Raw genomic sequence first — 16,309 nt, forward strand, 5'->3', positions numbered from 1 at the left:
ATCTTGGCATGAACACTTCCGAAGACCCGGTCGGTACTGCTACCACGGAGCAGGCAGAGATCCTGCCCAAGGAGGTCTCATGAAAATGTCCAGACTCGTGGCGTTCTCGTCCTCTCTCCTGCTCGGCACCGTTCTCGCTCTGACCGGTGCGGGTGTCGCCCAGGCCCAGGAATCCGTACAGGCCGTCGACTACGTCGCCCTCGGGGACTCGTACTCCTCGGGGGTCGGCGCCGGGAGCTACGACAGCGCGAGCGGCAGCTGCAAGCGCAGCACCCGCGCCTACCCCGCCCTGTGGGCCGCCGCCAACAGCCCGGCCTCGTTCGCCTTCAAGGCCTGCTCGGGCGCCACGACCGGCGATGTGACGGCCGGCCAGCTCTCCTCCCTCACCGCCTCCACCGACCTCGTCTCGATCTCCGTCGGCGGCAACGACGCGGGCTTCGCCGACGTCATGACCACCTGCGTGCTCCAGTCCGAGTCGACCTGCCTGAGCCGGATCGCCACCGCCCGCGCCTACGTCGACTCGACGCTCCCCGGAAAGCTGGACTCCGTGTACGCGGGAATCAGCGCCAAATCGCCCGCCGCCCGCGTGGTCGTGCTCGGCTACCCCCGCTTCTACAAGCTTGCCGGAAGCTGCATCACCGGTCTGAGCGAGAACGAACGTGCCGCCATCAACAGCGCCGCCGACTACCTGAACGCCGCCACCGCCAAGCGTGCCGCCGACCACGGCTTCACCTTCGGAGACGTCACCTCGACCTTCACCGGGCACGAGATCTGCTCGGGCAGCGCCTGGCTGCACAGCGTGAACTGGCTCAACATCGGTGAGTCCTACCACCCCACCGCCGCCGGTCAGTCCGGTGGCTATCTGCCGGTCCTCAGCTCGAAGGCCTGACCGCGCGGGGGTACGTCGCGCCCGGCCCTCCGCCGCCTCGCCCCCGCCGCTCCGGCCGTACGCCCGGAGGAGGCCCCGCGCTGCCGGGGTCTCCTCGCCGTACGTCCGGGCCGCGTGGGACCGGCGGCGCACGGAAGCACTTCGGATCGGCACGGTCCGGGCTCGGGCCCCGGCGTGCGCCCCGGCGCAACCGTCGCGCCGCCCCTGGCGGCAGTGGCCGGTCCGCCGGATCCCCGCCGAGTTGACCATCCCCGTACGGAACCGGCAAGGTGCTGCGACGGGCCGTCAACCCCCGTACGCGCGTGTGCAATCCTGCGGCCGGGATACACGAGTGTCGTCGCGGGACGATAGGGTTAACCTGCCCGGGCCGGGTGCCCTCGTACGGGTGGGGAGTGACATGGAACAGATAACGGTGCGCAGCAGGCCGCGTGTGCCTGCCATCACGTGTGGGAGCGGTGCGACCAGTTCGCGCCTCGACCGCCATCTCGCAGTGCTGGGCGGCCCCGTCGTCCCGCAGCGTGAGTCGGCGGAGGCGACGCTGCTGATGCTCGAACTCACATCGCGCGACGCCGCGCACAGCCGCCGGAGCAGGAGCGCGCGTGTCTCGCTCTTCGCCCCGCTGCGGCGACTGCGGCGCTCGCTCTTCGGCAGCCGCCACTGACCGACGGCTGTCACGACCGGCCCGGCCCTCCGTTCCGGGCCGCGTCCACGATCACTCCGTCCCGGCGCAGTGCTGCTGTCTGCCCGTCCGTCATCCCCAGGGCGCGCAGCGTTGCGTCGGTGTGTTCCCCCAGCGCCGGTACGGCACCCATCGGCGTCGGCGCCCCGCCCGGCAGCGTGATCGGGGGCAGCAGCGTCCGCAGCGCGCCGGCCGGCGTGCTCACCTCCCGCCATCGGTCCCGCGCGGCCAGTTGCGGGTGTGCGGCCACATCCGCGACCGTGTTCAGCCGGGCGCAGGCGATGCCCGCCGCCTCCAGCCGGGCCAGTGCCTCTTCGCCGCTGAGTGCCGCGAGCGCGCCGGCCACGACCGCGTCGGTCCGCCCCCGGTGGGCCGTCCGCGCGGTGTTCGTGGAGAAGTCGGGGTCCACGGCCAGTTCGGGCCGCTCCAGCACCTGCTCCGCGAGCCGCCGCCACTCCCGGTCGTTCTGGACGGACAGCAGCACCCGCTCCCCGTCCGCGGTGGCGTACGCGTCGTAGGGGGCGATGACCGCGTGCGCGAGCCCCGTGCGAACCGGGGGCTCGCCTCCGTGCATGCCGTGGTGCAGAGGGTGGCCCATCCACTCGGCCAGCGAGTCCAGCATCGAGATCTCGACCGGCCCCCCGCGGCCCGTGGTGGCGCGCCTCAGCAGGGCCGCCAGCACGCCGGAGAAGGCGTACATCCCCGCGGCGATGTCGGCGGCCGGAATCCCTGCCTTCACCGGCTGCTCCGGGGTACCGGTCACGGACACCAGACCCGCCTCGCACTGGACGAGCATGTCGTAGGCGCGGCGGTGGGCGTACGGACCCTCCGCCCCGTAGCCGGAGATGTCCACGGCCACCAGCCGGGGATGCGCTGCGCAGAGGGTGGCGGCGTCGAGGCCGAGCCGCCCGGCGGCCCCCTGCGCCAGGTTCTGCACGAACACGTCGGCGCCGGCCACGAGACGCCGCACCACGTCCAGGCCCCTGGGGTCCTTGAGGTCGACCGCTACCGACTCCTTGCCCCGGTTGCACCAGACGAAGTGGGAGGCGAGTCCCCGTGCCGCGGTGTCGTACCCCCGCGCGAAGTCACCTCCGTCGGGACGCTCGATCTTGACGACCCGTGCGCCGAGATCGGCCAGCTGCCGGGTCGCGAAGGGGGCGGCGACGGCCTGTTCGACGGCCACCACGGTGACGCCCTCCAGCGGGAGAGGCTGTGTGCTGCTCATGACCAGCGTGCTTACCGTCTGCGCGGCCGTCTGTCACCCCGGGGGCCGGGCGCGTGGCGTTCACAGGAGGGCGAACTGCCCCTCCGGGCCCTCCTCCTGGTGGTCCAGAACGGACGCGGGGCGCCGGGCCGGGCCGGGCACGGGCAGCACCCCGGCGGCGTACAGCCCGCTCCGGGTCAGGGTGTCCGCACCCTCCAGGGCGGCCCGCAGGGCCTCCTGCCGGGGGCCGAGCCCGTCGAGCAGGGCGAGCACGGTGATCAGTTCGAGCAGCTCCGAGGTCCGTTCGCGCGGCCAGCCGCGCGGCCCCACGGCGGCGAGGCCCTCGCCAGGAGCCGTGCGCCGCCCGAACCAGAGCTCCAGCATCCGCACCCCGCAGACCCGGAAGTCCCACGCCCCCACGGGCACGGGAGAGATGCGCCCCTCACCGATGACCAGCGCCTCGTCACCGGCGTCGTAGCTCAGCGCGTCGGGGCGGGGCGGGATCGCGGCCCGCACGTACGGACGACGGCCGCCCGGCAGCCGTGGCCGTTCCCCGCCCCGCGCCCCGCGCAGCTGGACCCGCAGCAGTTCCTCGCCCAGTGCGACGCCTTCCGCCCAGAGCGCCCCGTCCGCGGGCAGCGGCACGAGCGGCCCGGCGGGGGAGGGCCGGGCGGTGGCCAGGGACCAGGCGAGCACGGATTCGGCGGTGACCGGCTGTCCGTAGCGGGCGGCCAGCAGACCGGACAGGCCCGGGGCGAGATTGGGCTCCAGGCCGCCGGGCCGCCGGTAGAGCGGCCGTACGCGCCCGGGCCGCCCGGCGGGGGAGTGCCCGTCGGGCAGCAGGGCGGACACGGAGAGGGCGGGCCCGGCGTCCCGCGGCACGTACCCGTGCTCGACGGCGAAGAGCTGATGGCCGTCGGCGACCCGCCACAGCTCGGGGCGGGCGGCGTCCAGCAGCCGTTGGTCGGGGATCAGCCACTGTTCGTCGAAGGGGCCGTGCAGGATGCGTACGGGGTCGGGATACGGACCCGGGTCCCTGGCGAACGCGCTCGTCCCGGTGGCCCGGCCCGGCAGGGCGGCGGCCGGGGCCAGCGGCGTACGGGAGCGGCTCGGCGCGAACAGCCGCTCCTGCTCCGCCCCTTCGGCCCCGGCCAGCAGGTCCCACCGGGCCCGGAGCGAGGAGGCGTCCGGCGCGGTCACCCAGGCGCGTCCCGTCCTCAGGGGCCGGACCGACCAGGGCATGAGGTCGTCCAGCAGCGGGGGCGCTTCGTCCCCGCCGGATCCGGCCGCCACCCGTGCTGCCACCGTGTCGTCCTCCCCGTCGCCACGTCCGCCGCCTCCGGCATCGTAACGACCCCGCCCTCGCGGGCCCGCCGTCAGTGCGCCTCGACGGTCACCGAGAAGGAGAAGCGGTCGCCGCGGTAGCGGATGCGCGCCACGTCGACGACCGCGCCCTCCTCGTCGTACGTCACGCCGGTGTAGTGCAGGATCGGGCTGAGCAGAGGCACCTGGAGCAGCTCGGCCGTCACGGGGTCGGCGAGGCGGGCCTCGACGGTGTCCGTGATCCGTGAGATCCGTACGCCGACGGCGTCACGCAGCACCTTGGTCATCGGCCACCGCTCCAGGTCGGCCACGTCGATCCGGGCCGCGAGTTCCGGGCGCACGGCGTTCTCCGCCCAGTTGGTGGGCTCGTCCGTCCCCTCGTCGCAGCGCAGCCGGCGGTAGCTCATCACCTCGGGACAGCCGGGGAAGAACTCGGCCAGGTCCCCGGGGACGGGCGTGCGGCCGTGGCCGAGCACGGTCGTGCGCTCGCCCGACTGCTGCGCGACGATGGCGTCGATCGAACCGAGCAGCCGCACCGGGGAGACCCGGCGGGCGCGCGGCTCGATGAACGTCCCGCGCCTGCGGTGCCTGCTGATCAGCCCTTCGCTCTCCAGCTCCTTGAGGGCCTGGCGCATGGTGAGGACGCTGACGCCGTAGTGGACGGCGAGCTGCTCCTCGGTCGGCAGCCGCGTCGAGGCGTCCTGGGGACGGCCCAGTATGGAGGCGCGCAGCGACTGCGAGACCTGGTACCAGAGCGGCAGCTTCCGGTTCAGCACGAGGGAGTCGGGGGCGAAGCCAGGCGTCCGGCCCGCCTCGTCGACCTGGTTCATCCCGTCCACCTGACCTCCCTGGGCCGCGGCCGGCCGCGCGGTGTCACGGCCGGAAGTTGCGGCTCAGACCCTGCCACACGTCGTCGTACCCGCGCTGGAGATGGTCCGCGCCCGCGGCCTGCGCGGTCGCCGTGACCGGCCACCGCGTCTCGAACATGAACGCCAGGCCGTCGTCGATCCGCTGCGGCACCAGCTCCGCGGCGCTCGCCCGGTCGAAGGTCTCACGGTCGGGTCCGTGCGCCGACATCATGTTGTGCAGGGAACCGCCGCCCGGCACGAACCCGCCCGCCTTGGCGTCGTACGCCCCTTCGATGAGGCCCATGTACTCACTCATCACGTTGCGGTGGAAGTACGGCGGGCGGAAGGTGTCCTCGCCGACCAGCCAGCGCGGGGCGAAGACGACGAAGTCGACGCCGGCCAGCCCGGGGGTGTCGGACGGCGAGGTCAGCACCGTGAAGATCGAGGGGTCCGGGTGGTCGTAGCTGATGGTGCCGATGACGTTGAAGCGGCGCAGGTCGTAGACGTACGGCGTGTGGTTGCCGTGCCAGGCGACCACGTCGAGCGGCGAGTGGCCGTACGTCGCCGACCAGAGGTTCCCGCAGAACTTGTTGACCACCTCGACCGGGCCCTCGCGGTCCTCGTACGCGGCGACGGGCGCGAGGAAGTCGCGCGCGTTCGCCAGGCCGTTGGCGCCGATCGGGCCGAGATCGGGCAGCACGAACGGATGGCCGTAGTTCTCGCAGACGTAGCCGCGGGCCGTGGCGTCCAGCAGCTCCACGCGGAAGCGGATGCCGCGGGGGATCAGCGCGACCTGACCGGGGCCGGCCGCCAGCAGGCCCAGTTCGGTACGGAGCAGCAGGCCGCCGCTCTCCGGGACGATCAGGAGCTCGCCGTCGGAGTCGCTGAACACGCGGTCGGTCATGGAGGAGTTCGCGCTGTAGAGGTGCACGGCCATGCCGGTCCGCTGCGTGGCGTCGCCGTTGCCGCCCAGCGTCCACAGGCCGGTCAGGAAGTCGGTGCCCGGAGCGGGGTCGGGGAGCGGGTCCCAGCGCAGCCGGTTGGGGTCGGGCACCGTCTCCGTGAACGGGGCGCTGCGCAGGGTGCCGTTGTCGATGCGGACGAAGGCGGGGTGGGCCGCCGACGGCCGGATCCGGTACAGCCAGGACCGGCGGTTACGGGCGCGGGGCTCGGTGAAGGCCGAGCCGCTGAGCTGCTCCGCGTACAGCCCGAGAGGGGCGCGCTGGGGGGAGTTGCGGCCGTGCGGCAAGGCGCCTGCGACGGCCTCCGAACTGTGCTCGTTGCCGAAGCCCGAGCTGTGGGCGAGGTTCCGCGCCGTCTTCCTCGCCTGCTCGATGCCACTCATCATGCGCTCCCGGTGGACGATGCATCCCGTGGATCCCCTGACGAAGAATCCTATGCATCACCGTAGGAATCGAAACGTGGCCCGTCAACGGCATACATGCATCATGGAGCCCGTGTCCCACGCTCATACGAACCTCCGACGCGTCCCCGTGCAGCAGCGCAGCGCCGACCGGCTCGCCCGGATCCTCGACGCCGGCGCCGTCCTGCTCGACGAGACCGGCTACGAGTTGCTCTCCACCCGTGCGGTCGCCGACCGTGCCGGGGTCCCGATCGGCTCCGTCTACCGCTTCTTCCCCAACAAGAGAGCGCTGGTCGACGCCTTGGCCGAGCGCAATCTGGAGGTCTACGCGGGGCGGGTCGTCGTCCGGCTGGAGGCGATCCCCGAGCAGGAGTGGCGTGCGGCCATCGACGCCGTGCTCGACGAGTACCTCGCGATGAAGCGCTCCGTGCCGGGCTTCGCCCTCGTCGACTTCGGCCCGCCCGCTCCCGTCGACGGACCACTCGACGAGGTGAACCGGCGGGTGGCCGGGCGCCTGGCCGATCTGCTCTCGCGGCACCTGGCCCGGGGGAGGGAGGGAACGGTCTCCGACGCGGCTCTCCTGCGCACGGTCCTCGTCTGCGTGCAGGCCGCCGACGCCCTGCTCCAACTCGCCTTCCGCTCCGACCCGGACGGCGACCCGGACCTGATCGGCGAGACCCGGATCCTGCTCCAGGCCTACCTGGCGCGCGTCCTGGAATGACCTGAGCGGGGGCGGCGCGCTCCTCCGGCGAGGGCAGCCGGGGCCGCCCGGGCGCGCGCCCGCCACGGGTCCTCGGGCAGCTGAGGCCGGGCTCACACCTCCGCCTCGACCCGGCCGGGGCAGGCGGCGCGCACAACGGTCGCTCCGGCATCTCGCCAGCATCCGTACCGGTCGGTATGCTCGATCCGGCCGCAGCCCGCGCCTGCCGTACGGGGGCGGGTGGCCCGATCACGCCCGCGCGCCACCGCTGCCGCCGCCCCGGGGAGGGCCCATGTCCCACGATTCCCGCACCGCCCTGCGTGTCTGCCCGCTCTGTGAAGCCACCTGCGGACTCACCCTCACCATCGAGGGGACCACCGTGACCGGGGCCCGCGGTGACCGCGACGACGTCTTCAGCCAGGGTTTCATCTGCCCCAAGGGCGCCTCCTTCGGCGGGCTCGACGCCGACCCCGACCGGCTGCGCGCCCCGCTGGTCCGCAGGGACGGCGTCCTGCGCGAGGCGACCTGGGAGGAGGCCTTCGACGTGATCGCCGAGAAGATCCCCGCCCTGATCGCCGAACACGGCAAGCAGGCCGTAGGAGTCTTCCTCGGCAACCCCAACGTGCACACGATGGCCGGAGCGCTCCACCCGCCGCTGCTGCTGTCCACGCTCGGCACGCGCAACGTCTTCACCGCCAGCACGCTGGACCAGATGCCCAAGCACGTCTCCAGCGGGCTGCTCTTCGGCGACGCCCACGCCATCCCCGTACCCGACCTCGACCGCACCGCCCACCTGCTGCTGATCGGTGCCAACCCGCTGGAGTCCAACGGCAGTCTCTGCACCGCCCCCGACTTCCCCGGCAAGCTCAAGGCGCTGCGCCGGCGGGGCGGCACCCTCACGGTCGTCGACCCGCGCCGCACCCGCACCGCCCGCCTCGCCGACCGGCACGCCGCGATCCGGCCCGGTACCGACGCCCTCCTGCTCGCCTCGCTCACCCAGGTCCTCCTGGAGGAGAAGCTCGCCGACCCCGGAGCCCTCTCCGGCCACCTCGACGGCCTGGACGAACTGGCCGAGGCCGTCGCGGACTTCACCCCCGAGGCGGTGTCCTCCGCCTGCGACCTGGACCCGGACCTCATCCGGGAGATCGCCCGCGAACTCGCCGCCGCCCCCGCCGCCGCCGTCTACGGGCGCATCGGCAGCTGCACCGTCGAGCACGGCACCCTGGCCAGCTGGCTCGTCGACGTACTGAACATCCTCACCGGCAACCTCGACCGCCCCGGCGGCGCGCTCTTCCCGCTCTCCGCCACCGCCCGGGCGCCCCGGCCCGCCGGCCCCGGCAAGGGCTTCGCCCTCGGGCGCTGGAGGAGCAGGGTCTCCGGCCACCCCGAGGCCAAGGGGGAACTGCCCGCCGCCGCACTGGCCGAGGAGATCGAGACTCCGGGCGAGGGCCGGATCCGCGCCCTGATCGTGATCGCCGGCAACCCGGTGCTCTCCGCGCCCGACGGCGACCGCCTGGACCGGGCGCTCGCCGAGGGCCTGGACTTCATGGTCAGCGTGGACCCCTATCTCAACGAGACCGCGCGCCACGCCGACGTCGTGCTGCCCCCGCCGCCGCCCTCGCAGAGCGCCCACTTCGACTTCGCGTTCAACTCCTTCGCCGTCCGCAACCAGGTCCGCTACAGCAGGCCCGCCGTGCCGCTGGAGGAGGACAGGATGGACGAGAGCGAGATCCTCGCCCGGCTCGTCCTCGCCGTCGGCGGCAACCACGGGGCGCCGCCCGAGGCCGTCGACGACCTGGTCATCACCTCGACGCTCACCAGGGCGGGGGCGCCCGAGACGCTCGCCGCCGAACTGACCGGCCGCACCGGCGCCGAACGCCGCCTCGACCTGATGCTCCGTCTCGGACCGTACGGCCTGACCCTGGAAGAGCTCCTCGCGCACCCGCACGGCATCGACCTCGGCCCGCTGGAGCCGCGTGTCCCGCAGGTCCTCAAGACCCGATCCGGCCGCATCGAGCTCTTCCCCGAGCCGATCGCCGCCGATCTGCCCCGGCTGCGCGCCGCGCTGGACGCGCGCCCCGCCGGTCTCGTCCTGGTCGGCCGCCGCCATCTGCGGTCCAACAACAGCTGGATGCACAACGTGGCGTCGCTCCGCGGCGGCTCGAACGTCTGCACCCTGCAGATCCACCCCGAGGACGCGGCCCGCATCGGCCTGGCCGACGGGGACACGGCCCGGATCACCGCGGCGGGCGGGCAGGTCGAGGCGCCCACCGAGATCACCGACGCGGTACGGACCGGAGTCGTGAGCCTCCCGCACGGCTGGGGACACAACCGCCCGGGCACCCGGACGGCGGTCGCGGGAGCGGAGCCGGGCGTCAACGTGAACCAGCTCCTCGACGGCAGCCTCCTGGACCCGCTCTCCGGGACCTCGGTGCTCAACGCCGTGCCCGTGTCCGTGACGCCAATTCGCTGACCTGGGGTTTTGCTCGTATTGCTCACACGTCAACATCTTGTTAACGCCACTTCGGGACACCTAACGTCATCCGGACCGCGACTCCGGTCAGAGTTCAAAGGTGAACGTTAGGTATCCCATATGTTGACAATCCTCGGCTTTGCCATGATCGCGACCTTTCTGGTCCTGATCATGACGAAGAAGATGTCCCCGATCGCGGCGCTGGTCCTGATCCCCGCCCTGTTCTGCGTGGCCGTCGGGCAGGGCGCGAAGCTCGGTGACTACGTCATCGAAGGGGTCGGCAACCTGGCGCCGACCGCCGCGATGCTCATGTTCGCCATCGTCTACTTCGGCGTGATGATCGACGTCGGTCTCTTCGACCCGATCGTCCGGGGCATCCTGCGCTTCTGCAAGGCCGACCCGATGCGCATCGTCATCGGTACGGCGCTGCTCGCGGCGATCGTTTCGCTGGACGGTGACGGTTCCACCACGTTCATGATCACCGTCTCGGCCATGTATCCGCTCTACAAGCGGCTGAAGATGAGCCTGGTGGTGATGACCGGTGTCGCCGCCACCGCGAACGGGGTGATGAACACGCTGCCCTGGGGTGGGCCCACGGCCCGTGCGGCCACCGCCCTCAAGGTCGACGCGGCCGACATCTTCGTCCCGATGATCCCGGCCCTCGCCGTCGGTCTGCTCGCCGTCATCCTGCTGGCCTGGGTCCTGGGTCGCCGTGAGCGCAGGCGCCTGGGCACCCTCACGCTCGACGAGGTGCTCGTCACCGAGCCGGAGACCGTCCTCGTCGGTGCGGGCGGCGGTCCCGACCGCCTCACGAAGGCCCCGAGGGCGACCGGCGCGGGAGGCGCGGAGGCCGCTGGCGGTGCCGGCGGTGCGGAGGGCGCGGGCGGCCCCGAGGGCGGCGCGGCGGACGAGGAGTTCAAGGGGCTCGACCCCGACCGGCACACCCTTCGCCCGAAGCTCTACTGGTTCAACGCCGGGCTGACCGTCGCCCTGCTGGCAGCGATGATCCTCGAACTGATGCCGATCCCGGTGCTGTTCCTGATCGGCGCGGCCCTCGCCCTCACCGTCAACTTCCCCCACATGCCCGACCAGCGGGCCAGGATCGCGGCCCACGCCGACAACGTGCTCAACGTCTCCGGCATGGTCTTCGCCGCCGCCGTCTTCACCGGCGTGCTCACCGGCACCGGTATGGTCGAACACATGGCGGACTGGCTCGTCGGGGCCATCCCCGACGGCATGGGCCCGCACATGGCCCTCGTCACCGGTCTGCTGAGCCTCCCGCTGACCTACTTCATGTCCAACGACGGCTTCTACTTCGGAGTCCTGCCCGTGCTTGCCGAGGCCGGCGCCGCCCACGGCGTCTCCCCCCTGGAGATCGCCCGCGCCTCCATCGCGGGACAGCCGCTGCACATGTCGTCCCCGCTCGTGCCCGCCGTCTACGTCCTGGTCGGCATGGCCAAGGTCGAGTTCGGCGACCACACCCGCTTCACCGTCAAGTGGGCTGTGCTCACCTCGCTGGTGGTGCTGGCCGCGGGCATCCTGTTCGGAATCATCTGATGCCTCCGGAACCCCGGCCCGGCAGGGGCTGGCTGCTGCGCCTCGTCATCGCCTTCGCCTTCGCGCAGGGGGCGGTGTCGATGGCGCGGCCGGCCGTCTCCTACCGGGCCCTCTCGCTGGGCGCCGACGAGCGGGCGATCGGCGTCATCGCGGGTGTCTACGCGCTGCTCCCGCTCTTCGCCGCCGTACCGCTGGGCCGGCGCACGGACCACGGCCGCTGCGCGCCCCTGCTGCCCGTCGGGGTGGTCCTGATCGGCGGCGGCTGTGCGCTCAGCGGCACCTCGGACTCCCTGGCCGCGCTCGCCGCGTGGAGCGGGGTGATGGGCCTCGGCCACCTCTGCTTCGTGATCGGCGCCCAGTCGCTCGTCGCCCGGCAGTCGGCCCCCGCCGACCAGGACCGCAATTTCGGCCACTTCACCATCGGGGCCTCCCTCGGCCAGCTCGTCGGGCCGATCGCCGCGGGCTTCGTCATCTCCGAGCAGGACGGTGCGATGGCGCGCACGAGCGCCCTGGCCCTGCTCGTCTCGGCGGTCGTCGCCGCCGTCTCCTTCACCTCGCTCTGGCGCATCGAGCACCGGCGCACCGCCGTGACCACGCGCAAGGAGGCGCAGAAGGTGCCGGTGGGCGCCATCCTGCGGACCCGTGGTGTTCCGGCCGGGATCTTCATCAGCCTCGCCGTGCTCAGCGCCACCGACATCCTCACCGCCTACCTGCCGGTCGTCGGCGAGCACCGCGGCATCGCCCCCGCCACCGTCGGGCTGCTGCTCAGCCTGCGGGCCGCCGCGACCATCGCCTGCCGCCTGGTCATGACGCCGATGCTGCGCAGGGTGGGCAGGACGGCCCTGCTGTCCACGACCTGCCTGCTCGGCGGCCTCCTCTGCGCGGCGATCGCCCTGCCCGTCCCCGTGTGGGGGCTCGCCGTGATGCTGGCCGTGCTGGGCTTCTGCCTGGGGGTCGGCCAGCCGCTCTCGATGACCACCGTCGTCCAGGCCGCACCCGCGGCGGCCCGCTCCACGGCACTGGCGCTCAGGCTCACCGGCAACCGGCTCGGCCAGGTCGCCGCGCCCGCATCGGCCGGCCTGATCGCCGGAGTCGCGGGCACCGCCGCCCCGTTCGTGATGCTGGGCGTGCTGCTCCTCGGAGCGGCGGGACTCGGCCTCCGGGGCGGCGGGCGGACGGCGGTACCGGCGCCGACGGAACCGGATCCCCCGGTACCGGCACCCCGCAGGGGCGCGGCTCGCGCCGAGCGGGACGCCTCCTGACCGCTGGCTCCCGAAATCCCGCCGCGCCGCGCACCCGGACACACACCCGCCCCGCGTGGGACGGTTGCCGTGGTCCGTGCGTGACCTGTGTCTCCGGCCGTTCCCTGGCGCCCAAAAACTAACAGCGCTAGTTTGGGCCGGGGACGGCATCCGTCCGTACGCACGGCTTCGGCGGCAGGCACAGCGAGCCCGGGAGGAACAGCAATGAAGGCGCATGACGGGATGTACATCGGCGGGGAGTGGCGGCCCGCCTCCGGCCAGGACACGATCGCGGTCGTGAACCCGGCGGACGAGCAGGTCGTCGGGCACGTCCCCGCCGGCACCGCCGAGGACGTCGACGCCGCGGTACGCGCCGCGCGCGCCGCTTTCCCCGGCTGGGCGGCCACCCCGCCCGCCGAACGCGCCGCAAGGCTCGGAGCCCTGCGGGACGTGCTGGCCGCCCGTAAGGACGAGATCGCCGAGACGGTCACCGCCGAACTCGGCTCGCCGCTCCCGCTGTCCCAGATGGTGCACGCGGGCGTACCGGTGCTGGTCGCCGGTTCGTACGCCGAACTGGCCGCCTCGTACTCCTTCGAGGAGAAGCTGGGCAACTCCACCGTCCTGCTGGAGCCCGTCGGAGTCGTCGGCGCGATCACGCCCTGGAACTACCCGCTCCACCAGATCGTCGCCAAGGTGGCCCCCGCGCTCGCGGCCGGCTGCACCGTCGTCCTGAAGCCCGCCGAGGACACCCCGCTCACCGCGCAGCTCTTCGCCGAGGCGATCCAGGAGGCGGGTCTGCCCGCGGGCGTCTTCAACCTGGTCACCGGGATCGGCGCGGTCGCCGGACAGGCGCTCGCCGAGCACGAGGACGTCGACCTGGTCTCCTTCACCGGCTCCACGGCCGTCGGCAAGCAGATCGGCGCCACGGCGGGGGCGGCCGTCAAGCGCGTCGCGCTGGAGCTCGGCGGCAAGTCCGCCAACGTGATCCTCCCCGGCGCGGACCTCGCCAGGGCCGTCAACGTCGGTGTGGCCAACGTGATGTCCAACTCCGGCCAGACGTGCAGCGCCTGGACCCGGATGCTGGTCGACGCCGAGCGGTACGAGGAGGCCGTGAGCCTCGCCGCCACCGCCGTCGCCAAGTACGTGCCCGGCGAGCGGGTCGGCCCCCTCGTCAACGCCAAGCAGCAGGCCCGGGTGCGGGGTTACATCGAGAAGGGCATCGAGGAGGGCGCCCGCCTCGTCGCGGGAGGCCCCGAGGCGCCGAAGGACCAGGGCTACTACGTCAGCCCCACCGTCTTCGCCGACGTGACCCCGGACATGACCATCGCGCAGGAGGAGATCTTCGGCCCGGTGCTCTCGATCCTCCGGTACGAGGACACGGACGACGCGCTGCGGATCGCCAACGGCACCGTCTACGGACTCGCCGGGGCCGTCTGGGGAGCGGACGACGAGGAGGCCGTGGCCTTCGCCCGCCGCATGGACACCGGCCAGGTGGACATCAACGGCGGGCGCTTCAACCCGCTGGCCCCCTTCGGCGGCTACAAGCAGTCCGGCGTGGGGCGCGAGCTCGGCCCGCACGGTCTCTCCGAGTACCTCCAGACCAAGTCCCTCCAGTTCTGATCCCCGCCGATCCCACCGATCCACCGAGGAGTCTGTTCGTGGTCCGCGCCGCCGTACTGCCCGCCGTCGGAGCTCCCCTGGAGATCACCGACATCGAACTCCCGGAGCCCGGCCCCGGCCAGGTGAGCATCAGCCTCGCCGCCGCCGGTGTCTGTCACTCCGACCTGTCCCTGTCCAACGGCACGATGCGCCTGCCGGTGCCCGCGGTCCTCGGCCACGAGGGCGCGGGCACCGTGCTGGCCGTCGGCGAGGGCGTCACCCACGTCGCCGCCGGCGACCCCGTCGTCCTCAACTGGGCGCCGTCCTGCGGGGCGTGCTTCCACTGCGGGATCGGCGAGGTCTGGCTCTGCGCCGACGCGCTGAAGGGCGCGGCGAACATCCACGCCCGTACGGCCGACGGCACCGAGCTCCACCCGGGCCTGAACGTCGCCGCGTTCGCCCAGGAGACCGTCGTCGCCGCCAACTGCGTGCTGCCCGCCCCGGCCGGCATCCCGCTCGACGACGCGGCCCTGCTCGGCTGCGCGGTTCTGACCGGCTACGGCGCCGTCCATCACTCCGCCCAGGTGCGCGAGGGCGAGAGCGTCGTCGTCTTCGGGATCGGCGGCGTCGGCCTCGCGGTCCTCCAGGCCGCCCGTATCGCCGGAGCGTCGAAGATCATCGCCGTGGACGTGTCCCCGGAGAAGGAGGAGCTCGCCCGCAAGGCCGGCGCCACCGACTACGTCGTGGCCTCCGACACCACTCCGCGCGCCGTCCGCAAGCTCACCGGGGGCCAGGGCGCGGACGTCGCCGTGGAGTGCGTCGGCCGCCCCGCCACGATCCGTGGCGCCTGGGAGTCCACCCGCCGGGGCGGCCGTACGACGGTCGTCGGCATCGGCGGCAAGGACCAGCAGGTGACCTTCAACGCCCTGGAGATCTTCCACTGGGGCCGCTCCCTCACCGGTTGCGTCTACGGCAACAGCGACCCGGCCCGCGACCTGCCTGTGCTCGCCGAGCACATCCGCGCCGGACGGTTCGACCTCTCGATGATGGTCACGGAGCGGATCTCGCTGGACGGCATCCCCGCGGCCTTCGACAACATGATCGCGGGCAAGGGGGGACGCGCGCTGGTCGTGTTCTAGCGGGCTCCGCCGCCTCGGTGCCGGTCGCGGGTACGGCGGGGCTTCGCTGTCCGCGTGGGCGGGTGTGCCCCCAGGGGCCACCCGCCCGGGTCGTGCTCCGTGCGCAGGAGCACCCCGGCCGCCCGGTGGTCACACCCAGCCCCGCTCCCGCGCCTTCACCCCGGCCTGGAACCGCGTGTCCGCGTTGAGCCTCTTCAGCAACGCCGCCACGCGACGTGTGGCCGTACGCACGCTCACCCCCAACTGACGCGCTATCGCCTGGTCCTTGTATCCGGCGTGCAGCAGCCGGACGAGGACCAGCTCCTCCTCGCTGGGCCCCTCCACCGCACCGAGCCCGTCGGAGAACATGGGCTCGGCCCGTTCCCAGTACGCCTCGAACAACTCCATCAGCCCGTCCAGCAGACCTGACGGATGCACCAGCATGATGGAGTCCTGTATCCCCCCTGCCAGCGGCACCACCGCGATGCGCCGGTCCACGATCCGCGCCTTGAACGGAAGGTGCGGCAACAACCGCGACTGCTCCCCGAGCGCTGCCAGATTCAGGATCGTCTCCAGCCGCCCGGGCGGCTCGATCGACTCCAGGCAGTAGACGCCGCGGATGTCCACGCCGCGCTCCAGCCACTCCCGTGTCGTCGCCGTCTCCATCTCGCCGTGGTGAGGCTCTCCCACCGCCTCCAGATAGGGCGGCTTGTCCAGCGTCCACAGATGCGTGGTGACGGAGCGGCTCAGCTCATCGACCCTGCGCATCGTCTCCTCACGGCCCGTCAGCACCTCCACCAGGGCGCCGGGATCCGACCGCAGCTGCCCGGCCCGGTGCAGACGATGCAGATGGGCGAACTCCGTCTCCAGCCTCGCGAATGCCGTCTCCGTCTCCGACCGGCGTCGGTGCACCAGCGCCGAGAGGGCCGACTGCGGACTCACCGCCTCCCACAGGCTCCGCTCCACCCGCCGTACCAGCCCCAGAGCGGTGAGACGCTTCAGCGCCTGCCGGGTACGGGCCGCCCCGGCCCCCGCGCTCTCCGCGAGATCACGCACCGCACTCCGAGGTTCCGTCAGAACCGCTCGGTAGACCTCTTCGTCGAAACGGCTCACGCCTACTGCTTCCAGCACAACCGGCCTTCCCTGCCACACGCGTCGGGGTGCCCCGGACAGGTACGGGCGGGCAGGTGACCGGCCGAGGTCCCCTCGCAGGTGGCGCGTTTGGTCACGCGCCAAAGACGCCATCAGATTATCTGGACATCAAGTGATCGCAAAGCGTTCACTTCTGTTGAGCCGTCCGTCAATCACCCCATGT

13 protein-coding genes are annotated in these 16,309 nt (G+C 72.6%); 8 read left to right on the forward strand and 5 right to left on the reverse strand.

Annotated features, from left to right (window positions below; genetic code table 11):
* Positions 1 to 79 precede the first annotated feature (79 nt).
* Together ACFY8O_RS21725 and ACFY8O_RS21730 are read left to right on the forward strand one after the other, a co-directional pair.
* Positions 80 to 889, forward strand: a complete 810-nt coding sequence (locus ACFY8O_RS21725) for an SGNH/GDSL hydrolase family protein (RefSeq protein WP_387904759.1) — start codon at positions 80 to 82, stop codon at positions 887 to 889.
* A gap of 397 nt (positions 890 to 1,286) precedes the next feature.
* Complete coding sequence (locus ACFY8O_RS21730) at positions 1,287 to 1,550, forward strand: hypothetical protein (RefSeq protein ID WP_145806706.1); 264 nt, start codon at positions 1,287 to 1,289, stop codon at positions 1,548 to 1,550.
* Positions 1,551 to 1,560: 10 nt separating this feature from the next.
* Here the strand turns inward: ACFY8O_RS21730 and ACFY8O_RS21735 are convergent, their stop codons facing one another.
* The 4 genes from ACFY8O_RS21735 to hmgA all read right to left on the reverse strand — a co-directional run bounded on the left by ACFY8O_RS21735 (position 1,561) and on the right by hmgA (position 6,288).
* Complete coding sequence (locus ACFY8O_RS21735; protein ID WP_387904762.1) at positions 1,561 to 2,793, reverse strand: CaiB/BaiF CoA transferase family protein; 1,233 nt, start codon at positions 2,791 to 2,793, stop codon at positions 1,561 to 1,563.
* A gap of 60 nt (positions 2,794 to 2,853) precedes the next feature.
* A complete protein-coding gene (locus tag ACFY8O_RS21740) occupies positions 2,854 to 4,077 on the reverse strand; it encodes a type ISP restriction/modification enzyme (RefSeq protein ID WP_387904765.1) in 1,224 nt (407 codons plus the stop codon).
* 71 nt (positions 4,078 to 4,148) lie between these two features.
* Complete coding sequence (locus ACFY8O_RS21745) at positions 4,149 to 4,925, reverse strand: GntR family transcriptional regulator (protein WP_387904768.1); 777 nt, start codon at positions 4,923 to 4,925, stop codon at positions 4,149 to 4,151.
* Positions 4,926 to 4,968: 43 nt separating this feature from the next.
* Positions 4,969 to 6,288 (reverse strand): homogentisate 1,2-dioxygenase, encoded by a 1,320-nt coding sequence (gene hmgA, locus ACFY8O_RS21750; protein ID WP_387904770.1) that lies wholly within the window; start codon positions 6,286 to 6,288, stop codon positions 4,969 to 4,971.
* A gap of 103 nt (positions 6,289 to 6,391) precedes the next feature.
* Here hmgA and ACFY8O_RS21755 point away from each other — a divergent pair, with 103 nt between their 5' ends.
* The 6 genes from ACFY8O_RS21755 to ACFY8O_RS21780 all read left to right on the forward strand — a co-directional run bounded on the left by ACFY8O_RS21755 (position 6,392) and on the right by ACFY8O_RS21780 (position 15,015).
* A complete protein-coding gene (locus ACFY8O_RS21755; RefSeq protein WP_387904772.1) occupies positions 6,392 to 7,027 on the forward strand; it encodes a TetR/AcrR family transcriptional regulator in 636 nt (211 codons plus the stop codon).
* Positions 7,028 to 7,298: 271 nt separating this feature from the next.
* Positions 7,299 to 9,479 (forward strand): molybdopterin oxidoreductase family protein, encoded by a 2,181-nt coding sequence (locus ACFY8O_RS21760; RefSeq protein WP_387904774.1) that lies wholly within the window; start codon positions 7,299 to 7,301, stop codon positions 9,477 to 9,479.
* A gap of 120 nt (positions 9,480 to 9,599) precedes the next feature.
* The gene (locus ACFY8O_RS21765; RefSeq protein WP_387904776.1) at positions 9,600 to 11,036 is read left to right on the forward strand and encodes a CitMHS family transporter; all 1,437 of its coding nucleotides are present in this window, start codon (positions 9,600 to 9,602) and stop codon (positions 11,034 to 11,036) included.
* On the forward strand, positions 11,036 to 12,298 hold the full coding sequence (locus ACFY8O_RS21770; protein WP_145806690.1) for an MFS transporter: 1,263 nt from the start codon (positions 11,036 to 11,038) through the stop codon (positions 12,296 to 12,298). The genes ACFY8O_RS21765 and ACFY8O_RS21770 overlap by 1 nt, the downstream gene beginning before the upstream one ends.
* 204 nt (positions 12,299 to 12,502) lie before the next feature.
* Complete coding sequence (locus tag ACFY8O_RS21775) at positions 12,503 to 13,897, forward strand: aldehyde dehydrogenase family protein (protein WP_387904778.1); 1,395 nt, start codon at positions 12,503 to 12,505, stop codon at positions 13,895 to 13,897.
* Positions 13,898 to 13,935: 38 nt separating this feature from the next.
* Positions 13,936 to 15,015 carry a Zn-dependent alcohol dehydrogenase gene (locus ACFY8O_RS21780; RefSeq protein ID WP_145806686.1) on the forward strand — a complete coding sequence of 360 codons (1,080 nt, stop codon included), beginning with the start codon at positions 13,936 to 13,938 and terminating at the stop codon, positions 15,013 to 15,015.
* A 129-nt stretch (positions 15,016 to 15,144) separates the two neighbouring features.
* Here the strand turns inward: ACFY8O_RS21780 and ACFY8O_RS21785 are convergent, their stop codons facing one another.
* Positions 15,145 to 16,146 carry a helix-turn-helix domain-containing protein gene (locus tag ACFY8O_RS21785; protein WP_387904782.1) on the reverse strand — a complete coding sequence of 334 codons (1,002 nt, stop codon included), beginning with the start codon at positions 16,144 to 16,146 and terminating at the stop codon, positions 15,145 to 15,147.
* Positions 16,147 to 16,309 lie beyond the last annotated feature (163 nt).

It is taken from the genome of Streptomyces argenteolus, from assembly GCF_042902585.1.
In the GTDB taxonomy this organism is placed as follows: domain Bacteria; phylum Actinomycetota; class Actinomycetes; order Streptomycetales; family Streptomycetaceae; genus Streptomyces; species Streptomyces argenteolus.

What these genes read in the sequence shown, in the direction of transcription:
- ACFY8O_RS21770 (WP_145806690.1), top strand. Translation starts at nt 11,036, where the DNA reads ATGCCTCCGGAACCCCGGCCCGGCAGGGGCTGGCTGCTGCGCCTCGTC.
- ACFY8O_RS21755 (WP_387904772.1), top strand. Translation starts at nt 6,392, where the DNA reads ATGGAGCCCGTGTCCCACGCTCATACGAACCTCCGACGCGTCCCCGTG.
- ACFY8O_RS21765 (WP_387904776.1), top strand. Translation starts at nt 9,600, where the DNA reads ATGTTGACAATCCTCGGCTTTGCCATGATCGCGACCTTTCTGGTCCTG.
- ACFY8O_RS21775 (WP_387904778.1), top strand. Translation starts at nt 12,503, where the DNA reads ATGAAGGCGCATGACGGGATGTACATCGGCGGGGAGTGGCGGCCCGCC.
- ACFY8O_RS21735 (WP_387904762.1), bottom strand. Translation starts at nt 2,793, where the DNA reads ATGAGCAGCACACAGCCTCTCCCGCTGGAGGGCGTCACCGTGGTGGCC.
- ACFY8O_RS21725 (WP_387904759.1), top strand. Translation starts at nt 80, where the DNA reads ATGAAAATGTCCAGACTCGTGGCGTTCTCGTCCTCTCTCCTGCTCGGC.
- ACFY8O_RS21730 (WP_145806706.1), top strand. Translation starts at nt 1,287, where the DNA reads ATGGAACAGATAACGGTGCGCAGCAGGCCGCGTGTGCCTGCCATCACG.
- ACFY8O_RS21760 (WP_387904774.1), top strand. Translation starts at nt 7,299, where the DNA reads ATGTCCCACGATTCCCGCACCGCCCTGCGTGTCTGCCCGCTCTGTGAA.
- hmgA (WP_387904770.1), bottom strand. Translation starts at nt 6,288, where the DNA reads ATGAGTGGCATCGAGCAGGCGAGGAAGACGGCGCGGAACCTCGCCCAC.
- ACFY8O_RS21745 (WP_387904768.1), bottom strand. Translation starts at nt 4,925, where the DNA reads ATGAACCAGGTCGACGAGGCGGGCCGGACGCCTGGCTTCGCCCCCGAC.